The following is a 20532-nucleotide window of genomic DNA, read 5'->3' on the forward strand; positions in this document are numbered from 1 at the left end:
GCCGTCTGTAATCTCGTCACGCGAAGTCGTCGCCACCTCTGTGAGCCGCCGCGACGACGCCGAAAACAATGCGACGATCTACACGCTCGCTTAACCTAGCGCATATGAGGGTTAGGGTGAGGGGCAGATGTTTTCGATACTGCGGATGGCAGCCATCATGAAACATTTCGATGTGTAAGCCGTTATCGCGCTTATGGCCGACGCTAAACTTAAACCGAAATCGGTCGACGGCACCGAACCGCACGGTGCCGGGAACTCGCCCCAGGAGACGGCATCGACTGTCGAGGTCATGCCGCCACCAGATGCCATCGAGCCCGATCCGGAGTTGACACCTGAAGAGGCCGAGCAGGCGCGCAAGCGGTATCTGCTCAAACGTTTCTGGATCAGCGCGCGCCGTTACTGGGGTCGCGGTGGCGACAAGTTCGCTTGGCCCTTCTCGATCGGGCTATTGGCCCTGATCGGCATGAATGTCGGCTTCCAGTACGGAATCAATCTGTGGAACCGCGGGATCTTCGACGCCATAGAGCGACACGATGCCGGCACCGTCTATTTCCTGAGCGCCGTATTCGTGCCGCTTGTGCTCGGAACCGTCGCCATTGTCACGATACAGGTCGCCGTTCGCATGATGATCCAACGTCGCTGGCGTTCCTGGCTGACAACATCAGTCATCGCGCGCTGGCTTGCAAACGGCCGTTACTATCAGTTGAATCTCATCGGCGGCGACCACAAGAACCCGGAAGCGCGCATTTCCGAGGATTTGCGGATTGCCACCGAAGCACCCGTCGATTTCATCGCCGGTGTCATTTCCGCATTTCTGGCGGCCTCGACCTTCATCGTGGTGCTCTGGACGATCGGCGGGGCTCTCACTCTGCCGATCGCAGGTTTCCCCGTTACCATTCCCGGCTTTCTCGTCGTCACTGCGGTCCTCTACGCCGCGATCACCTCTACTTCGATGGCGGTCATCGGCCGCTATTTCGTCCACGTCTCCGAGGCCAAAAATCAAGCAGAAGCCGAGTTTCGCTACACGCTGACGCATGTCAGGGAAAACGGCGAGAGCATCGCGCTTCTCGGCGGCGAAGAGGAGGAGCGTAACGACCTCGATAAGACCTTCGCCAATGTGCTAAGGCAATGGGCGCTGCTTGCCCGCCAGCACATGCGCACAACGCTTGTGTCGCATGGGTCGATGCTGATTGCGCCAGTCGTCCCGGTCCTGCTTTGCGCACCAAAATTTCTCGAAGGCAGCATGAGCCTCGGACAGGTCATGCAGGCCGCCTCTGCTTTTGCCATCGTTCAGGGCGCGTTCGGCTGGCTGGTCGACAACTATCCCCGTCTTGCCGATTGGAATGCCTGTGCACGGCGCATCGCCTCGCTGATGATGTCGCTCGACGGGCTGGAGCGCGCCGAACAGAGCGACTCGCTCGGGCGCATCAAGCATGGTGAAACCGAAGGCGAGGCGATGCTCAGCCTCAACGATCTCTCCGTGTCGCTTGACGATGGCACCGCCGTGGTGACGGAAACCCGGGTCGAAATCGAGCCCGGCGAGCGGGTGCTTGTGTCCGGTGAATCCGGGTCGGGCAAGAGCACGCTGGTGCGGGCCATCGCGGGTCTTTGGCCGTGGGGCGGCGGCAGCGTCAATTTCCATGCCGACCGGCGATTATTCATGTTGCCGCAACGGCCCTATATCCCTTCGGGCACGCTTCGCCGTGCGGTCGCCTATCCGGGCGCCGCCGATAGCTGGCCGCTGGACGAGATCAAGGCGGCTCTCGACAAGGTGGGACTGGATTATCTGAACGACAAGATCGAGGAAGATGCGCCCTGGGACCAGACCTTGTCGGGTGGCGAAAAGCAGCGGCTCGCCTTTGCGCGTCTGCTGCTGCACCAACCCGATATCATCGTGCTGGATGAAGCAACGGCAGCACTCGATGAGAAGAGCCAGGATAAGATGATGCAGATGGTGATCGATGAATTGCCTGAAGTCACCATCCTGAGCGTCGCGCATCGCGCTGAGCTGGAAGTCTTCCATAGCCGCAAGATCACGCTCGAGCGGCGCGAGGGCGGCGCAAAGCTTGTCAGCGATATCGACCTGATCAAGCGCAAGAGAAAACGGAACTTGCTGTCACGCGTTTTGGAGAAGCGGCGCTCCCCGCCGAAAGGCAGTACGACCGCGAATGAAGGCGGCACAGTCCCCGAATAGACACTGTCCGTTTGGCCACAAAACCATCAAACACCTGACGAAGGCTCTGCGCTCGCAATTTGATCCAGATTGTCGATCAGCCGCGTCAGCAGATCTGCAAGTTGTCCCGCTTCCGCATCCGTGAACCCGGCCAGTGCCTCACGATTCCCTTGGAATAGGGCCGCAATTGCCTTCGGCATACGTTCCTGTGCAGTTTTCGTCAGCACGATACGGCTGCTGCGGCGGTCAGCCGGGTCGCGTGTCCGCTTGATCAAGCCATCCCTCTCCATGCGTGCGAGCATCTGCGCCATCGGCGGTTGCTCGATCCTGGCAAAGCGGGCGAGGTCGCGTTGAGTGCTGGCTTTGCCATCTTGCAGCGCGACCAGCACCGGCAACTGGCCGACACCGAAGCCGAGCGGTTTAAGGCGTGACTCGCTGAGACGGGCAAAGCCCCGCGCCGCAAGACTGACGAGATGCCCCGGCGTTGAAAGCACGTCGTCGTCCATTCGGCTTACCCCTTGCCTGCGCTTGACCGTAAGATATATATGTACGTATGTAACTTGATGCGCGGCACGAGGCAATGGCGTTTCGATGCCGCACAGCGAATGTTTCAATCTCCACTGAGGAAACGATATGTCTCAAAATGACGTCGAAATGATCAAGCGCATCTATGCCAGCTTCAACGCCAGAGACATCGACGCTGTGCTTGCCGTGCTTTCCGATGATGTCGCCTGGGCCAACGGCATGGATGGTGGCCATGTTCATGGTCGTGAGGCTGTACGCGATTATTGGACACGCCAATGGGCCGTCATCAGTCCACACGTCGAGCCGGTGGCCTTTGAGGAAACGCCAGACGGCGCTATCGCTGTCGAGGTGATCCAGTCGGTCTTCGACCTCGATGGCCGGCCGCTGGAAGGGCGGGCTCATGGCCTGAAGGACAAGACCGTGACGCACATCTTCCGCATGCAGGGCGATAAAATTGTTCGCTTCGATATCCGGGATGCGCTGTAAGCCCAGCATGCTCTGTAAGCTGGTACTTCCCATGCGGGGATGACCGCTCCTGTTGCGAAGCGCGATTGTCAGACTGGCCTTTCGGCCGTCGGAAGCCTGGCTTATGCGTTCAATTCGCGCTTAGCCGGCACTATCGGTTCAGAGCCTGCGCGCTTCCAGACGCCGCTTGTCGCGCTCGACATAGTTGGAGCCCAGCTCTGTCAGACGGAATTGGCGTTTCTGAAATTCCCCGCGGATCAAGATGAAGCCTTGCTCCTCGGCTTCGCTCAGTGTCTTCAGGCTGGTGCCTTTGGGGGGAGACTGCCAAGCCATGCCATCGGCGCTGTGCAGCAAGACCATGATCTTTATAATTTTCTTTCTCCATGGCTGATGCATACAGCTGGACTGCATCGCTTCAGCAATCCGCTGGTTCCGCATTCTTGATTTGCACCATCCAGGAGAAGCCTATTGATTTAAAAGGATTAATTTTGGCCAATCCGGAGTTTCGCAAAAGCTATTGTATAAAAGCTCCGATAGTCTTGGTCAATTCATCACTCTGTCCCAACAGGTTTGGTCATGCCTGGCGGTTGGCCCGATTGCGCTTATTTCCATTGAATCCCGACATCAGCGGCGCATAGTACCGACGTTCCCGGCTTTGCCGGTTGAACGTAGGGGGAGCCGGTGCATGTCAGCAAATCTCGACGATATCCGTAACCATCAACGTGAGACCTGGGACAAGTTTTCTGCCGGCTGGAAGAAATGGGACAGCCTGGTTCTCAGCTGGCTCGCCCCGTTTGGTGACGCCATGCTCCGGCGCGCAAATCTCTCCAACGGCTTTAACGTGCTCGACATAGCAGCTGGCACTGGCGAACCCGGCCTGACGGCGGCGGCGGCAATCCCCGAGGGTCATGTCGTCGTCACCGATCTCTCGGAAAATATGCTGACTGCTGCCGCCGAAAATGCGGCCAGACGTGGCCTCAAAAACTTCGAAACTCGCCTATGCGATGCGGGAACGTTGCCTTTTGCCGATGCCAGTTTCGACGCCGTCCTGTGCCGGTTTGGGTTTATGTTCTTCCCTGACATCGCTGCCGCCGCCAAGGAGATGGCACGCGTGGCAGAACCCGGTGCGCGTGTCAGCGCAGCCGTCTGGAGCGCGCCTGCCAAAAATCCATGGGCGACCACGATCATGGGCACGATCGCCCGCCACGTGGACATATCAGCGCCACCACCCGGCTCTCCGGGCCTGTTCCGCTGTGCCGGGGAAGGCATGATGGTCGAGACCTTCAAAGAGGCGGGCCTTCTCGATGTCGCCGAGGAGGAGGTGTCGGCGATGATGGTGCACGATACCCCGGCGCGCTACTGGGACTTCATGACTGAGGTCGCCGCGCCTGTCGTCGCTGGACTATCCAGGGCAGATGCGGCGACACGGGAGAAAATCCGCGGCGAGGTTCTGGAACTGGCGCTACAATCCGTCAGCGATGGCAAGGTTTACCTTCGCTCAACGGCAACTGTGATCACAGGCACGCGATAGCCAAACTGCAGAATTCCTTGAATCGGAATCGTAGCGATTTGTCGCGCGACGCCGAGTCTAATTTGCCCCTTGGTCCACCTCTCCGCATTTCAAGAGAATCTCATCGACGACGACCGTGAGCGGGAGAGTGACGTCGATGACGACACCACACTTCGGAATATCCTCTTTCGTTGCATGCAATTACACAATCAGCGCCCGTTCGGCAGGCATGTCACAACATGATCCCGTAATGCCGCAGCACTTTCCAAGGGCGACGTGAGCGTCACATCCAACGTCAGCGCGTGTTGGTGCGGGATATTGAGAAAAACGGCCTGTTGGCTTCGGCTCCTCGACGTCTCGACGTCGGTCGTTTTCAAGTGGTCGCGCCGTGCGGGAGCCGAAACGCGACGCGCCAATTCTTCTTCGGCACACAGCAATCTCACCGGAACGAAGACCGCGGCGCGCTGTCTGGCGGCTTCGACGAACTGCTCGTAGGTCCGTGTGCTCCGCTCATCGCCTTCGACACCGGCATGGGTGAAAATGAAATTCGCCGACGGGCCGCTATAGGCGGTGATCGCATCCAGGACGGCCTGCCGGACCCTGCCGGTGTACTCCCATATGCCCTTCGGCAGCGGAGCGGTCCCCTCCTCGTCGAGGAGGCGCAAGATCGGGTTGTTGAACCAGTGATTATCGACGACCTTTGCTGATATAAGCGAGCCGAGTTCTTTGGCGATTGTCAGCTTGCCGACGCCCGGAAACCCCAAGAGCAACACGAAAACACTCATCGTTCGACAACTCTCCCAACACAATCCATCGGTGTGAAAACACAGCATTTCTGCGCTTCCACGAGCTGAACCGCTTAATGCGATGCCGCCTCGCTGGCGACAGCCGTCCCCTCGCGTTTCTGGCTCGGCCCGACCGGGATCAGCCAGGTGGTGAAGAAGGTCAGCACCGCGACGACGACCACGCCCCAGAAGCTCCAGTGCAGCGCCGCATTGAAGATCGAGCGGATGGCCGGATCGGCGGCGAGGGCCGAGAGCCCGGTCGGCTGGTTCAGCGCCTCGTGCAGGCCGGCCGCCGCCTCGCCGCTCGCATAATGGTTGATGCCGGCATTGAGGATGGCGCCGAGCACGGTGGCGCCGAGCGTATTGCCGAGGCTGCGGGAAAAGATGATCGAGGCCGTGGCGCTGCCGCGCATCGACCATTCGACGCTGTCCTGCACCAGCACGATGCTGGTGAGGCTGATGAGACCCATGCCGAAGCCCATGAAGAAGGAGCCGGCGCCGGCAACGATCGGCGAGCTTTCCTGTGTCAGGAACAACAGGAAACAGGCGCCGAAGGGAAACATCAGGCTGCCGACGCGCAAGGTACGCTGGATGCCGAAGGCCCTGTAGAAACGGCCGGAGAGCATCACCGCCAAGGGCCAGCCGACAACGAGCATGGTGAGCGTGAACCCCGCGACAAGAGGCGAGCGGCCAAGTACGCCCTGCACGTAGAGCGGCAGGATCGTCGAAAGCCCGATCAGCGCCATGCCGGCCAGCAGCGTCGCCGCATTGCTGGTCGCAATCAGCCTGCGGCTCCAGAGCGGGATCGAGATGATCGGCTCCGGCGCCCGCTTCTCCTGGGCGAGAAAGAGGATGCCCGCGATCACGAAGACGGCGAAAAGCGAAATCAGGATCCAGGCGCTGGCATCGGTTTCCGTCAGCATGACGAGAAGTGCGACGATCGAGATCGAAAACAGCACTGATCCGAGGTAATCGATCTTTGCCTGCTTGTGCGCCACGTCCTCCTTGAGGAAGACCATGAAGGCGATGATCGAGATGACGCCGATCGGCAGGTTGATCCAGAAGATCCAGGCCCAGGAGATGTTGTCGACGATGATGCCGCCGGCCAGCGGCCCGACGACAGCCGACGTCGCCCAGACGGTCGCCATGAAGCCCTGCACGCGGCCGCGCTCCTCGAGCTTGAAGAGATCGCCGATGATCGTCGTCGTCACCGGCTGGATGGCGCCGGCGCCCAGCCCCTGCAGCAGCCGGAACAGCACCAGCGACATCATCGACCAGGCAAGCCCGCAGAGCAAAGAGCCGACCAGGAAGATCAGGATGCCGCCGATCAGCACCGGCTTGCGCCCGAAAATGTCGGAAAGCTTGCCGTAGATAACAGTCGTCGTCGACTGCGCCAGCAGGAAGGCCGAAAACACCCAGCTATAATAGGAAAAGCCGCCGAGCTCCCCGACGATGCGCGGCATCGCGGTCGCTACGATCGTCGCCTCGATCGCCACCATGAAGGTCGCGAGCATGATGGTGGCGACGATAAGCACGCGGTTCGAGCGTTGCGCTGCATTCGACATGACGATCCTCTTCGGGTGCTCCGCAGATGCCGGAAATATCGGCAGGCTGGCGAGATGTGGGGCGATGCGCCGCTTGCGGAGTGATGCCGTCCTTTTACGACCTCAAGCCCGGCCGGTAAAGCAGGCCGCGACCGGTTTCTGACAGCACCGGTTGTTTTCGCGTGATGTCAGGGAAGCGGCGGCCGAAAGCAACGGCCCGGCGCCATTCCGCTCCGGGCCTCCGTTTTGTCAGAAGGGAAGGCGAACCGCCACCTCATCCTCATTGCGGGCATGCCTCGCCCCGCGAGCCGGTGTCCGCGCTGCCGCTGGTGCAACCCGGCGTCTGCTGCAGGTTGGGATTGACCCCGCCGGGATTGATCGTGCTGCGGCCGCTGTTGAGATTGACGCCGCCATTGCCAGTCGTGCTGCCGGTGGTGCCGGAATCGGTTCCGACAGACCCAGTCCCCACCGACCCGGTGCCCGTTGCACCGCCGCCGACAGAACCAGTGCCCGCCGACCCCGCGCCGGCCGAACCGGCGCCCGAACTCCCCGATCCGCCTATAATCGGTGCCACCGAAAGCCGCCCATTGGCATCCGCACCCCCGGCCGTCTGCGCCAGCGCCGGGCCGGCCAGACCGATCGAAAGCAGCGATATTGCGATGAACTTGCAGGGCATGATTTTCTCCATGCTTGTTGTCTCACGGGAGAAAACCAGCTTGGTGGGGGCATTGTTCCTGTCGTAGTTGCGGATTTCACGGTCGTTTGATTGGGACAGATAACGGCTTGGGCGACTACTGGACCTGTATCTCCGTGATGGGCAGAGAAAGCGGCTGTCGAGGCTCGAAATTTTGTTTGAAGCCAAATCGGCCGCAGCGTCCGAATTGTTTGGATCGTGCCTGCTAAGCAGATCGGCGCTCGTCCTCGCGCGTATCTGAATCACCCACACGCGTCGCTGTCAGCTTGTATCCGAGAGCTGCAGCTACGCCGATGAGCGTCGAGAGTTTTGGGTCGCCTTTTTCACTGAGCGATTTGTACAGAGCCTCGCGAGTAACGCCGGCATCCCGGGCGACTTGTGACATGCCACGAGCTTTCGCAACAACGCCCAATGCGTGCGCGATATAACCTGCATCACCGCTTTCAAACGCGTCTTCAATGAGATGGGCCTGAGATTCTTCGGTGTCCAGAAACTCGGTTGCGTCAAAAGGGATGATTTCAAGCGCCATCTCATATCTCCTTGGACATTTCGATTGCTCGCTTGATGTCCCGCTCCTGGCTGCCCTTGTCGCCCCCGCACAGGAGAATAACGACAACGCTGCCCTGCATTGCAAAATACAAACGATACCCAGGACCGTAGTCGAGCCTCAATTCCCCGATGCCATCGAAGAATTTGTGGTCGCCCAAATTGCCAGCCTCCGCACGAACGATGCGCGTGACAATTCGGTCTCTTGCATTCCGATCCTTCAGCTTGCGCAGCCATTTCTGGAATTCGGCTGTCTGGAGAACCGTGTATTTCCGTGAACTATAATTAACACCCTCCCGCGAGTAGTCAACTTTTTGTTGACCGGAGTGCTGAGACGGCCCTCCTGTCATTCGTCATCCATCAAATGAAACTCCCGCGCCGCCTGAGGGCAGAGGAGCTTGAACTGCTCGATCAGCGGCGGCATGCCTGAGGCGCACGACACATCTGCGTCCTCTGGTAATGGGAAAGTGACACGCAGCGGTTCTCCACGAGGAGGAACGAAGGACAGGGTGCCTTCGATGCAATTGGCGGTGGAGCGATAGGTGTCTTTCCCATTCGCTTTTGTATACGTTGCCACGCACTGCTTTACAGTAAGTTTGCCGCCATGTGCTGTTGTCTCACCTCCTGGGTCTCGCTCGCAGTATTCCCGGAAATCGGCTTGAGTGACCTTTCCTTTCATAATTGCGGTGCTTGAATCGGTGCCGGTCCTGCTGACAAGCGTTCCGTTCCATCCAGCACATGAGGCGAGAGGGAAGTCTGCTGCCTGCGCAGCGGACAAGCTAAATGTGAAAAGCGCGATACTTAAAAGCGATGTCCTCATAGAACCTCCTAATCGCAAACCTGCTCTCGTTCGATCGATATCGGTCGCGCATATGTAGATGAAGGGCAGCCCAGCCGCTATGAGTGAAGAGGCTCTAATTACTGAAATTTTCGCTGCCGAGTGGCCAAAGGCAGCTAAAGGTAAACGAAGGATTTTAAAAGAGGCTTATAAAGAAATGGTGCCGCTTGCAGGACTCGAACCTGCGACCCCATCATTACGAATGATGTGCTCTACCACCTGAGCTAAAGCGGCATTTCACGGCCCAAGCATGCGGCCTGCGATTTGCATGGCGCTGATACAGCCATTGTTGGAAGATTTCAAGCACCCTGTCATGGCTTTGGCAAAAAAGAGGGGAGGGACCAAGAAGGCGCGCTCAGAGCGCCAGCCGGGTGCGCGCCGCCCTGTATTCGGCCTCCAACCGGTCGACGAGTTTTGCCACCGGCTCGACGGCCTTGACGGCGCTAATGCCCTGGCCGCTGCCCCATATGTCCTTCCAGGCCTTGGCGCCGCCGACAGCCTGCTCGAAATCCATCTTCGAGACATCGGCAAGCGGCAGGTTGTCGGGGTCCATGCCGGCGGCGAGGATCGAGGGCTTGAGATAGTTGCCGTGCACGCCGGTGAAATAGTTGGAATAGACGATATCGCTGGCGGCCCCTTCGACGATCGCCTGCTTGTAGGCGGCTGCGGCGCGGGCTTCCTCGGTGGCGATGAAGGGCGAGCCGATATAGGCCATGTCGGCGCCCATCGCTTCTGCGGCGAGAATAGCGCCGCCGGTGGCGATGGCGCCTGCCAGCAGCAGCGGCCCGTCGAACCATTCACGGATTTCCTGGACGAGCGCAAAGGGCGACAACGTCCCGGCATGGCCGCCGGCGCCGGCCGCCACCGCGATCAGCCCGTCCGCACCCTTGCGGATCGCCGAATGGGCGTGGCGGTTATTGATAATGTCGTGCAGCACGATGCCGCCATAGGAGTGCACGGCGGCGTTGACTTCGGGCACGGCGCCGAGCGAGGAGATGACGATCGGCACCTTGTATTTGACGCAGAGCGAGAGGTCGTGCTCCAGCCGCTTGTTCGACATGTGGACGATCTGGTTGACGGCAAAGGGGGCGGCCGGCCGCTCCGGATGGGCGGCGTCGTGGCGGGCGAGCTCCTCGGTAATCTCCGCCAGCCATTCGTCGAGCTGGCTTTCCGGCCGGACGTTCAGCGCCGGAAACGCTCCGACGATGCCGGCCTTGCATTGCGCCAGCGTCAGCGCTGGATGCGAAATGATGAACAGCGGCGAACCGATGACCGGCAGTCTCAATCTGTCCTTGAGGATCGGGGGCAGGGCCATGGTTCGTCGCTTCCATTGACGTTTACGAAAACGTCAATCTCATAACAGAGATGAAAAGGCGATAAAAGAGCGGCTGCCATGCCTTCGTCGATTTCAGCCCGAATATATACGTCCGAGAAAGCTAATAGAATAAGGCCCACAAGCGGTGAAACCTGCCGATATCCCCGCCGATCGATGGCGGCCGGGCCTGCAAGGCTTGCGGTTTGCCGCACTTGCCGTTACCGAATTTTGATGGAGAACGGCGGGGATTGCAGTCCGATGCCGAATTCAAGGTGAAGGACTGAATGTGAGCGGATTAGAAACGGCCATCAGAACGGCGCTCGAGAATTCCGATCGCGATAATCCAGAGGTTCGAGCGAGGATCTATCAGTCGGCCCGCCAGGCGCTGGAAGCCGGGCTGCGCAAGCAGGATATCACCGACACCGAGGTCGTCGCCCATCACCGCCACCGCCTGGAAAGCACCATCCACGCCATCGAAGGCGAGGAGCGCGACCGCCTTCATCCCCGCCAGAGACCGCCTGAAGTGCCCGTGCCGCCGGTCGTGGAAATGCCGGCGCCGCCGGTTCACCAGGCCGAAGCCGATGAGTTCGACGGCCCGATGGTGTCAGGCGAGACCCGCGCGCCTGAGGTTATGCACCGCGGCGACGAGTCCAGCCTCGACGACGTGCATGCCGGCAATACAGATCATCTGGCTGCCGCCCCCGTCGGCGAGGAGCGCCTTGCCCGTGGTCAGCGCGCCACCAATATGGATTTCCGCCCGGAGCGGGCGGCAGGCCGGCGCAAGCCACGCAAATTCTTTTCGAGGCTGCTCGTCTGGTGCGTCCTGCTGGCCTTCATCGGCATCGGCGCCTGGTGGGCGCATACGTCAGGCCTATTGATGACGGCGGCCGAGCGCGACACCAGCGTCGCCAATCCGCCGGCAAGCACGCAACCGGAGGATTTTACCGGCAATGACGACAGCGCCGGCAATGCCGCTTCTCACACCGATGAGCCGGTGACCATCGATCCGCAGAACAGTTTCTCGGCCGATTGGATCCCGCTGTTCAAGCCTGAGGACGCCGACAAGATCCAGAGCGGCCCGCGGGCGCGCACCGAAAAAATCGCCGAGAATGACGGTCCTGCCGTACGGCTGATTTCCGAAAGCGGTGCGGCCGATGGCAATGTCTCGATCAGCGTGCCGCCATCGGTGCTGCAGCAGCTGGCCGGAAAATCCTCGACGATCGCGCTGACGCTGCAGTCCACCACCGACGAGCCGACGCAGATCACCGTCGAATGCAATTTCCAGACGCTCGGCAATTGCGCCCGTCACCGCTTTACCGTCACCCGGGAAAAGTCGGATGCGCTGCTGCAGGTGAAGTTCGACCGCTCGCTGGCGCCGAATTCGCCGGGCACGCTGACGATCAACAGCGATCTCGACGGCAAGGCGCGCGGCATCAACCTCTTCGCCATACGCATCCTGCCGGGGCAGTAAGGCCGGTCCCGGCGGAGCCGGTGACGATTGCGGGCCAGCCTGTTCGGAAAGCCCTATTTCAGGAAGCCTAGCCCTGAGCCGATGATCTCCTCGTCGACCGTGCCGAGCGCCTTTTTGTCCTTGCCGTCATAATCCATCTTGTTCAGCATGTGGCGGATGAGTTCGAGGCGCGCCCGCCGCTTGTCATTGGCGCGGATCACCGTCCAGGGCGCGAAATCCGTATGGGTTTCCTTCAGCATCCGGTCGCGCTTTTCGCTGTAGTCGCCCCATTTGGTCAGCGCCGCGATATCCATCGACGACAGTTTCCAGACTTTCAGCGGATCGTGCCTACGGTCGTGGAAACGTTTGAGCTGCATCTCGCGGCCGATATCGAGATAGAATTTGAAGAAGAAGATGCCCTCATGGGCGATGATCTTTTCGAGCTGCGGCGTCTGCTTGAGGAAATCCTCATATTGCTGCGGCGTGCAGAAACCCATGACCGGCTCGACGCCGGCGCGGTTGTACCAGGAGCGATCGAACAGCACGAATTCGCCAGCGGTCGGAAACTGCGCCACATAACGCTGAAAATACCATTGCCCCTGTTCGCGCTCGGTCGGCTTTGTCAGCGCCACGACGCGCGCAAGGCGTGGGTTCATATGCGCCGAGGAGGCCGAGATCGCGCCGCCCTTGCCGGCCGCATCGCGGCCCTCGAACAGCGCCATCACCCGCTTGCCGGTCGCCTGCAGCCAGAACTGCACCTTGACTAGTTCGATCTGCAGCTTCTCCAGCTCCTCCAGATAGTCCTCTTCCTTGAGCTTCTTCTTGTAAGGGAAGTCGCCGGATTCCAGCGCGTGCTCGTCCACCCAGTTCGGCAGGGCGGGGTCGTCGACATCGAAGGTGCGTTTCTTTCCGCGGATCTCCAGCTCCACGGCCCTGTTTTCGATGTCCTCGTCCATATCAGCCTCCTCAGCCCGATCGCTTCTCGTCCTCCAAGCGAACATATTTACCGTTGAAAATCAAATCTCTCGCGGCCGGCCGGCCATTTTTCATGGGTTTCGGCTGCTGCCTTTCGCTTGGGACGCGGCAACCCGAAAACTTCTGTCATGAATTGCCGCTATCAGGCAGAGTTCAATATAACGAAAAACGAATCGACGCCGCGAGGGCACTTGCCAGACGAAACTCCATGGAGAAAAAGCCTGTTGGCGCGCATAAGGCGCGAACGGCCGGTGCTGCTTGCGGCGATCCTCAGCGCGCTCGCGGCGCTTGCCGCCGGCATGAACAAGTGGGTTGTGCTCGCCCTGCTGCTTGTGATGATCCTCACCGCGCTGTTCAATGAGGCGCCCGTCATCGAGGCAGAACCCGCCCTGCCGGTGGAAATCAAGCCGGAGGCGCCGCCAAGCCGCCTGCCGGAAGTTTCCGCCACACTTTCGGGCCTCGATATCCCCGTCATGCTGCTGTCGGAAGACGCCTCGGTGCTCTTCCAGAACCGCGCTGCCGAAAAGGCCTTCGGCGAGGTGGCGCTCGGCGCCCATATATCGGCCCGTATGCGTTCGCCCGGCGTGCTCGACATGGTGCGCGAAACCATCGCCACCAACGCGCCGAACCAGATCGAGCATTCCGAGCGGCTGCCCTCCGAGCGCGTTTATATCGTGCGCAGCGCCCCCATTGAATTCGCCGCTGAGGACGGTCCACGTGAGCGCTATTTCATCCTCTCCTTCCGCGATATATCGGAGGTCCGCCGCATCGACCGCATGCGCTCGGATTTCGTCGCCAATGCCAGCCATGAGCTGCGCACGCCGCTTGCCTCGCTGCGCGGCTTCATCGAGACCATCCAGGGGCCGGCGAAGAACGATCTGAAGGCGCAGACGCGTTTCCTCAATATCATGCTCGATCAGGCGACGCGCATGAGCAGGCTGGTCGACGACCTGCTGTCGCTCTCCCGTCTGGAGCTGAAATCGCACATCGCGCCTGATGAGAAGATCGATCTGGTGCCGCTGCTCGGCCATGTCCGGGATTCACTGGTGCCGCTGGCAAAGGATGTCGGCGTCGACATCAACCTGCATTTGCCGGAAGGCAAGGTCGAGGTGCTGGGCGACCGCGACGAACTTGTCCAGGTCTTCGAGAACCTGATGGAAAATGCCTGTAAATACGGCCAGGAGGGCGAGATCGTCGATGTCTGGCTGAAGAACGGCACCGGCCAGCCGGTCGAGGTCAGCATCGTCGACAAGGGGCCGGGCATTCCGGCCGAGCATGTACCGCGCCTGACCGAACGCTTCTACCGAGTCAGCATCGAGGACAGCCGCTCGAAAAAGGGCACCGGCCTCGGCCTTGCCATCGTCAAGCACATCCTCACCCGCCACCGCGCGCGGCTGATCGTCAAGTCGGAAGTCGGCAAGGGCACTGATTTTACCGTCCGTTTCTGACGTATGTGTCGCGTGAGGAACGGAGAGGCTGCCGCAAATCTCTTCTCCCCTCGGGGAGAAGGTGCCGGCAGGCGGATGAGGGGGCCGCACGGCAAAACCTCACGTAAAACCTATTCCGCGATGCCTGCGCAAGGGCCTTGACGATGGTCGAGACGACGCCTGCACCGTTGCCCGGGTCATAGGAAAGACCGGCTTCGCTGGCCCCCTCATCCGCCCTACGGGCACCTTCTCCCCGAGGGGAGAAGAGGGAGTCGAGACGCTGCGGCATGTCCCTTAGCCCCGCGAGCGGGCAGAAGGTGGCGGCCGCAAGCGGGAAGTGACCGCAACCGCTCGCCTATCTGCAGCCATTTTTACAACGCGAGGTGGATTGACCGGCAAACATTGCCGGCCGCCCGGCACGATCGTTTGGCCTATTTAAAATAAATCATTATAAATCAATAACGTAACCTGTCACAAATGTTTCACGGCTTTGACATAAAAGGACGGTGCTTACAGCGCTAAGAGAGTCTCGCCGATGAAAAAAGGCAATGCGAGGGCCTCTCTAAGGCCGCACTCACACAAGCCCAAATGCCGGGAGATTTACATGAACACCTTTAAGCTCACCGTTGCCGCGCTCGCCGCAACTGCTGCTTTCGCTGGCGCTGCCGTCGCCCGCGACCAGATTCAGGTTGCTGGTTCGTCCACCGTCCTGCCTTACGCAAAGATCGTTGCCGAGTCCTTCGGCGAAACCTTCACCAACTTCAAGACGCCGGTCGTTGAATCCGGCGGCACGGGCGCTGGTCTGAAGGAATTCTGCAAGGGCGTTGGCGAAGACACCATCGACATTGCCAACGCTTCGCGTCCGATCAACAAGAACGAAGCCGAAGCCTGCAAGGCTGCCGGCGTAACCGACATCCAGGAAGTCAAGATCGGCTACGACGGCATCGTCTTCGCAACCGACGCTTCCAACCCTGACGTCGCCTACGTTCCTGCCGACATCTACAAGGCCCTCGCAGCCCAGGTCGTCGTCGACGGCAAGCTCGTCGCCAACCCTTACAAGAAGTGGTCGGAAGTCAACCCGAAGCTTCCGGCTGTTGATATCGCTGCCTACATCCCGGGCGAAAAGCACGGCACCCGCGAAGTTTTCGAACAGAACGTTCTCGCCGCCGGCTGCAAGGCTTCGGGCGCAACTGACGTCATCGCCAAGGAAATCGCCGACAAGGCTGCCCAGGGCAAGGCCTGCGTCGCAGTCCGCAAGGACGGCGTTGCCGTTGACATCGACGGCGACTATCCGGAAACCCTCGCACGCATCGCCGCCAATAAGACCGGCGTCGGCGTATTCGGCCTTTCCTTCTATGAAAACAATGCCGACAAGCTCAAAGTTGCGAGCATGAGCGGTATCGTTCCGTCCACCGAAACGATCGCCAACGGCACCTACCCGGTTTCCCGCCCGCTGTTCTTCTACGTCAAGAAGGCACATCTCGGCGCTGTTCCGGGCCTGAAGGAATACGTCAACTTCTTCGTATCCGACCAGATGATCGGCCCCGACAGCCCGCTCGTCGAATACGGCCTCGTTGCCGCTCCGGACGCAGAGCGCGACGCAATCCGCAAGGACGTCGAAGCAGGCAAGTCCATGTAATCATTTTGCCGGCGCGGTCCTTCTTGGCCCGCGCCGGCGTTGCTTATGTCCCTGCGCGCCAGCGGTTCTGGAGCTGCAGGGTTGGAATTCCTTCTCCATGATTGGAAGCTGAAGGCAGGCTGATGAAGCTGCCGGGCTTTTTGGGGGCTATGGGCCTGGGGACGTAACGAATGAGCACATCCATCATACTTTTGTGCCTTGTGGTGATCGGTGCCGCCGCCTATCTGGTCGCGTGCAGTCGTGCCACGGCGCTTGCCGGAGGCCGATCCTCCGCATTGCATTCACGGCCGGTCTATTACGGCGCCTATGCGGCGATCTGGGCAGTTCTTCCCGCCCTGCTCGTCCTCTGCCTCTGGCTCTCCATCAGCCCCGGCATCATCCAGTCCTCGGTTCGCGGTGCTTTCCCCGACGACATCAAAGCGCAAGCCGCAGTCGAGCAGGATCTCGGCTATTCGACGGTGGCGACGGTTGCCCGCGGCATGACGATGCTGACCTCGGATGAAACTGCCGCGGTCGCCAACGATCCGGCTGCCCTGCAGGCCAAGCTCCTCGAAAAGGGCGTGCCGCTTGCCAGCCAGCCGCTGCCTTACATGCTCGACGCCGCCAAAAAGCTCAACGCGATGAGCATGACGAGCCGCATCGCCATGACGGCGATCGTCTTCGCTCTCGCCGTTGCCGGCGCCTTCTATGCGCTGCGTTCCATCGCTCCGCGCTTCCGCGCCCGCAACCGGGTCGAGCGCGTCATGCTCTGGGGCCTGCTGCTTGCCTCCTCGATCGCCATCCTGACGACGATCGGCATCGTCTTCTCCATGCTGTCGGAAGCCGCCCGCTTCTTTGCGGCCGTTCCCGCCATGGACTTCTTCTTCGGCACCGTCTGGGATCCACGCTTTGCCGGCGCCGGCAGCTCGTCCTTCGGCCAGTTCGGCTTGATCCCGCTGCTGCTCGGCACGATCTATATCGGTCTGGTCGCCATGCTGGTCGCCGTGCCGGTCGGCCTCTTTGCCGCCATCTACATGGCCGAATACGCCTCGCCGAAGCTGCGCGGCGTCGCCAAACCGCTCCTCGAAGTGCTCGCCGGCATTCCGACGATCGTCTACGGCTTCTTCGCGCTCGTCACCGTCGGCCCGTTCCTGCGCGATTTCTCTGCCCAGATCAGCGGCCTTCTGTCCGGCAACTACAGCAACTTCATCCAGGCGCAGAGCGTTCTGACGGCCGGCATCGTCATGGGCATCATGCTGATCCCTTACGTCTCCTCGCTGTCGGACGACATCATCACCGCCGTGCCGCGGACCTTGCGTGACGGTTCGCTCGGTCTTGGTGCCACACGCTCCGAAACCATCAAGAAAGTGGTTTTGCCGGCCGCTCTTCCCGGCATTGTCGGCGCCTTGCTGATGACCGCCTCGCGCGCCATCGGCGAAACCATGATCGTCGTGCTGGCCGCCGGTGTCGCCGCCCGCATCCAGATCAACCCCTTCGAGCCGATGACGACGGTGACCGTCAAGATCGTCAACCAGCTGACCGGCGACCTTGAGTTCACCTCGCCGCAGACGCTGGTTGCCTTCGCCCTTGGCATCACCCTGTTCTGCATCACGCTTTGCCTCAATATCTATGCGCTCTACATCGTGCGCAAATACCGGGAGCAGTACGAATGACGGATATTGTTTCTCCCACATCAGGCGTCACCGTTTCCAAGGCGCCGGTGCGCCGCGATATCGGCATCAAGCGCCGCTATGCCGCCGAGCGCCGGTTCCAGGCCTATGGCATCGCCGCCATCACCTTCGGTCTCGTCTTCCTGTTCATCCTGCTGTGGACGGTGATCGGCAAGGGCTATACCGCCTTCCAGCAGACGGCGATCACCCTGCCGATCGAATTCTCCGAGAAGACGATCGACCCGAACAACAAGCGTGCGACCGACCCTTCGGTGTTGATCGCCGCCAATTATCCGGTTCTCCTGCGCGACGCGATCGTCAAGCAGCTGAACGTCAATGCCGCGAGCCGTCCCGATGTGCGCGATGCATCCGCCATGCTCTCCAAGGGTGCGCCGGTCCAGCTGCGCGACATGGTCGTCGCCGATCCGTCCATCATCGGCAAGACGGTCAATGTCACGGTGCTTGCCGACGCCAATGTCGACAGCGCCAACAAGGGCCAGATCGATCTGTCGGTCGATGAGAAGAACCGCAAGGTCAACGACAAGCAGGTCGGCTGGATGAACGAGTTGAAGGCGAGCGGCGCTCTCCACAAGCAGTTCAATACCGGCCTCTTCGTCAACGGCAATTCCAGCCGTCCGGAGGCCGCGGGCCTGGGCGTCGCCCTGATCGGCTCGCTCTACCTGATGCTGATCGTCCTCGTGCTTGCTCTGCCGATCGGCGTCGCCGCCTCGATCTATCTCGAGGAGTTCGCACCGAAGAACAAGCTGACGGACCTGATCGAGGTCAACATCAACAACCTCGCTGCGGTCCCCTCGATCGTCTACGGTCTGCTCGGTCTTTCCGTCTTCATCAACTTCATCGGCCTGCCGCGCTCGGCCTCGCTGGTCGGCGGCCTGGTGCTGACGCTGATGACCCTGCCGACGATCATCATCGCGACGCGCGCCGCCCTTCGCGCCGTGCCGCCGTCGATCCGCGCCGCGGCCCTCGGCCTCGGCGCTTCGAAGATGCAGATGGTGTTCCACCATGTTCTGCCGCTCGCCATGCCCGGCATCCTCACCGGCACGATCATCGGCCTGGCGCATGCGCTCGGCGAAACCGCGCCGCTGCTTCTGATCGGCATGGTCGCCTTCGTCGCCAACGCGCCGACGACACCGCTCGATCCCTCGACGGCTCTGCCCGTACAGGTCTATATGTGGGCCAACGAGGCCGAACGTGCCTTCGTTGAGCGTACTTCGGGTGCCATCATCGTCCTGCTCCTGTTCCTGATCGTCATGAACATGGGCGCCATCCTCTTGCGTCGTCGCTTCGAGCGCCGCTGGTAAACGGAGTTACAAGATCATGAACATGTTGACGGAAGCTGCAGTTGAAAAGGCGCTGGATCACAAGATGAGCAACGTCCCGTATAAGATGATCGGAAAGGATGTCTCGGTTTACTACGGCGAAAAGCGCGCGCTATTCGATGTGAACCTGAACATCCGCGAAAACACCGTAACCGCCCTGATCGGCCCGTCCGGCTGCGGCAAGTCGACCTTCCTGCGTAGCCTCAACCGCATGAACGACACGATCGACGGCTGCCGCGTCACCGGCAAGATCACGCTGGATACCGACGATATCTATGATCCCGATATCGACGTCGTCGAACTTCGTGCCCGCGTCGGCATGGTCTTCCAGAAGCCGAACCCGTTCCCGAAGACGATCTATGAAAACGTCTCCTATGGCCCGCGCATCCATGGCCTTGCCAAGTCGAAGGCCGATCTCGACCAGATCGTCGAGACCAGCCTGCAGCGCGCCGGTCTCTGGAACGAGGTCAAGGACCGCGTGCACGAATCCGGCACCGGCCTGTCGGGCGGTCAGCAGCAGCGCCTCTGCATTGCCCGTGCCGTCGCCGTCAGCCCGGAAGTCATCCTGATGGACGAGCCCTGCTCGGCGCTCGACCCGATCGCCACCGCCAAGGTCGAGGAGCTGATCCACGAGCTGCGCGAGAACTACACGATCGTCATCGTCACCCATTCCATGCAGCAGGCCGCGCGTGTTTCGCAGCGCACCGCCATGTTCCACCTCGGCAATCTCGTCGAGGAGAACGACACCGACAAGATGTTCACCAATCCCGACGATCCGCGCACCCAGGACTATATCATGGGTCGCTTCGGCTGATTTTGGCGTCACCAAGCCTTTCCGTTATTCGAGGATAAAGCCCCATGGCATCGACACATATTTATTCTGCCTATGATGATGATCTGAAGTTCCTGTCCAGGCGGATTTCCGAAATGGGCGGCCTGGCCGAGCAGATGGTCGCCGAAGCCGTACGGGCGCTCGTCAACGGCGATACCGCGCTGGCGCAGAAGGTCATCTCCGACGATGTGATCCTCGATCACGCCGAACGCGAAATCGGCGACAAGGCGATCGTCACCATCGCCCGCCGCCAGCCGATGGCCGCGGACCTGCGCGAAATCATGGGTTCGATCCGCATCGCCGCCGATCTCGAACGCGTCGGCGACCTCGGCAAGAACACTGCCAAGCGCGTCATCGCCGTCCAAAGCACCGGCGTTCCCCGCAAGCTCGCCCGCGGCCTCGAGCATCTGTCCGAGCTGGCGCTCGTCCAGCTCAAGGAAGTGCTCGACGTCTACACCAATCGTTCCGCCGACAAGGCGAATGCGATCCGCGAACGCGACAACGAGATCGACGCGATGTACACCTCGCTGTTCCGCGAGCTCCTGACCTACATGATGGAAGATCCGCGCAACATCACCAGCTGCACGCATCTTCTCTTCTGCGCCAAGAACATCGAGCGCATCGGCGACCACGCCACCAACATCGCCGAGACGATCTATTACATGACGACAGGCGCGCAGCCGGAAGGCGATCGGCCGAAGGACGACAGCGCCAACACCGTCGGCGCGGTCACCGAATAACTGCCCACACCCCGCCGCTTGCGTGCGCGCCCGTCCGGGCGCGCAAAGAGGTCGCAGCCAATTTTTAAATTTGCGCAGGATGCAT

The 20532-nt window shown here is 60.7% G+C and carries 20 protein-coding genes and 1 tRNA gene; 10 read left to right on the plus strand and 11 right to left on the minus strand.

Annotated elements, in window-relative coordinates; all coding sequences use genetic code 11:
• The first annotated feature begins 193 nt into the window (after nt 1–193).
• A complete protein-coding gene (locus tag ACM5SV_RS35695; protein ID WP_128440355.1) occupies nt 194–2194 on the plus strand; it encodes an ABC transporter ATP-binding protein/permease in 2001 nt (666 codons plus the stop codon).
• Between the two features lie 26 nt (nt 2195–2220).
• Here ACM5SV_RS35695 and ACM5SV_RS35700 read toward each other — a convergent pair whose 3' ends face one another.
• Nucleotides 2221–2679: a MarR family winged helix-turn-helix transcriptional regulator gene (locus ACM5SV_RS35700; protein ID WP_012755895.1), complete on the minus strand. Its 459-nt coding sequence runs from the start codon at nt 2677–2679 to the stop codon at nt 2221–2223.
• A 127-nt stretch (nt 2680–2806) separates the two neighbouring features.
• Here ACM5SV_RS35700 and ACM5SV_RS35705 point away from each other — a divergent pair, with 127 nt between their 5' ends.
• A complete protein-coding gene (locus tag ACM5SV_RS35705; RefSeq protein WP_012755896.1) occupies nt 2807–3184 on the plus strand; it encodes a nuclear transport factor 2 family protein in 378 nt (125 codons plus the stop codon).
• A 138-nt stretch (nt 3185–3322) separates the two neighbouring features.
• Here ACM5SV_RS35705 and ACM5SV_RS35710 read toward each other — a convergent pair whose 3' ends face one another.
• Complete coding sequence (locus ACM5SV_RS35710; RefSeq protein ID WP_012755897.1) at nt 3323–3574, minus strand: hypothetical protein; 252 nt, start codon at nt 3572–3574, stop codon at nt 3323–3325.
• 274 nt (nt 3575–3848) lie between these two features.
• Between ACM5SV_RS35710 and ACM5SV_RS35715 the strand changes: the two genes are divergently transcribed.
• The gene (locus tag ACM5SV_RS35715; protein ID WP_012755898.1) at nt 3849–4694 is read left to right on the plus strand and encodes a class I SAM-dependent methyltransferase; all 846 of its coding nucleotides are present in this window, start codon (nt 3849–3851) and stop codon (nt 4692–4694) included.
• A 188-nt stretch (nt 4695–4882) separates the two neighbouring features.
• On the opposite strand, the gene ACM5SV_RS35720 is transcribed toward ACM5SV_RS35715, so the two are convergent.
• From ACM5SV_RS35720 to ACM5SV_RS35755, 8 genes are all read right to left on the minus strand, one after another.
• Nucleotides 4883–5458: an AAA family ATPase gene (locus ACM5SV_RS35720; RefSeq protein WP_222018148.1), complete on the minus strand. Its 576-nt coding sequence runs from the start codon at nt 5456–5458 to the stop codon at nt 4883–4885.
• A gap of 74 nt (nt 5459–5532) precedes the next feature.
• Nucleotides 5533–7023, minus strand: a complete 1491-nt coding sequence (locus ACM5SV_RS35725; RefSeq protein ID WP_012755900.1) for an MDR family MFS transporter — start codon at nt 7021–7023, stop codon at nt 5533–5535.
• Nucleotides 7024–7282: 259 nt separating this feature from the next.
• Nucleotides 7283–7678 (minus strand): hypothetical protein, encoded by a 396-nt coding sequence (locus ACM5SV_RS35730; protein WP_012755901.1) that lies wholly within the window; start codon nt 7676–7678, stop codon nt 7283–7285.
• A gap of 223 nt (nt 7679–7901) precedes the next feature.
• Nucleotides 7902–8225 carry an addiction module antidote protein gene (locus ACM5SV_RS35735; protein ID WP_012755902.1) on the minus strand — a complete coding sequence of 108 codons (324 nt, stop codon included), beginning with the start codon at nt 8223–8225 and terminating at the stop codon, nt 7902–7904.
• Between the two features lies 1 nt (nt 8226).
• Nucleotides 8227–8592, minus strand: coding sequence for a type II toxin-antitoxin system RelE/ParE family toxin (locus ACM5SV_RS35740; RefSeq protein ID WP_012755903.1), 366 nt, complete (start codon nt 8590–8592; stop codon nt 8227–8229).
• Nucleotides 8589–9062, minus strand: a complete 474-nt coding sequence (locus tag ACM5SV_RS35745) for a hypothetical protein (RefSeq protein WP_012755904.1) — start codon at nt 9060–9062, stop codon at nt 8589–8591. Before ACM5SV_RS35745 ends, ACM5SV_RS35740 begins: the two co-directional genes overlap by 4 nt.
• A gap of 176 nt (nt 9063–9238) precedes the next feature.
• A tRNA-Thr gene (locus ACM5SV_RS35750) sits at nt 9239–9314 on the minus strand.
• 121 nt (nt 9315–9435) lie between these two features.
• Nucleotides 9436–10395 (minus strand): NAD(P)H-dependent flavin oxidoreductase, encoded by a 960-nt coding sequence (locus tag ACM5SV_RS35755; RefSeq protein WP_012755905.1) that lies wholly within the window; start codon nt 10393–10395, stop codon nt 9436–9438.
• Nucleotides 10396–10681: 286 nt separating this feature from the next.
• Between ACM5SV_RS35755 and ACM5SV_RS35760 the strand changes: the two genes are divergently transcribed.
• Nucleotides 10682–11866, plus strand: a complete 1185-nt coding sequence (locus ACM5SV_RS35760; protein WP_012755906.1) for a hypothetical protein — start codon at nt 10682–10684, stop codon at nt 11864–11866.
• 53 nt (nt 11867–11919) lie between these two features.
• Here the strand turns inward: ACM5SV_RS35760 and ppk2 are convergent, their stop codons facing one another.
• Nucleotides 11920–12801 (minus strand): polyphosphate kinase 2, encoded by an 882-nt coding sequence (ppk2, locus tag ACM5SV_RS35765; RefSeq protein ID WP_012755907.1) that lies wholly within the window; start codon nt 12799–12801, stop codon nt 11920–11922.
• Nucleotides 12802–13044: 243 nt separating this feature from the next.
• On the opposite strand from ppk2, the gene phoR reads away from it, so the two are divergent.
• The 6 genes from phoR to phoU all read left to right on the plus strand — a co-directional run bounded on the left by phoR (nt 13045) and on the right by phoU (nt 20447).
• A complete protein-coding gene (phoR, locus tag ACM5SV_RS35770; protein ID WP_012755908.1) occupies nt 13045–14268 on the plus strand; it encodes a phosphate regulon sensor histidine kinase PhoR in 1224 nt (407 codons plus the stop codon).
• Between the two features lie 583 nt (nt 14269–14851).
• Nucleotides 14852–15886 (plus strand): substrate-binding domain-containing protein, encoded by a 1035-nt coding sequence (locus tag ACM5SV_RS35775; RefSeq protein WP_003556194.1) that lies wholly within the window; start codon nt 14852–14854, stop codon nt 15884–15886.
• A 170-nt stretch (nt 15887–16056) separates the two neighbouring features.
• Complete coding sequence (gene pstC, locus ACM5SV_RS35780) at nt 16057–17538, plus strand: phosphate ABC transporter permease subunit PstC (RefSeq protein ID WP_222018146.1); 1482 nt, start codon at nt 16057–16059, stop codon at nt 17536–17538.
• Complete coding sequence (gene pstA, locus ACM5SV_RS35785) at nt 17535–18857, plus strand: phosphate ABC transporter permease PstA (RefSeq protein WP_003556196.1); 1323 nt, start codon at nt 17535–17537, stop codon at nt 18855–18857. The genes pstC and pstA overlap by 4 nt, the downstream gene beginning before the upstream one ends.
• 16 nt (nt 18858–18873) lie before the next feature.
• On the plus strand, nt 18874–19689 hold the full coding sequence (pstB, locus tag ACM5SV_RS35790; protein WP_003556197.1) for a phosphate ABC transporter ATP-binding protein PstB: 816 nt from the start codon (nt 18874–18876) through the stop codon (nt 19687–19689).
• Between the two features lie 44 nt (nt 19690–19733).
• Entirely contained in the window at nt 19734–20447 is a 714-nt protein-coding gene (phoU, locus tag ACM5SV_RS35795; RefSeq protein WP_012755910.1) for a phosphate signaling complex protein PhoU, read from the plus strand.
• The last annotated feature ends 85 nt before the right edge of the window (nt 20448–20532 follow it).

This window comes from Rhizobium sp. CRRU65 (genome assembly GCF_048551595.1).
GTDB lineage: Bacteria > Pseudomonadota > Alphaproteobacteria > Rhizobiales > Rhizobiaceae > Rhizobium > Rhizobium leguminosarum_J.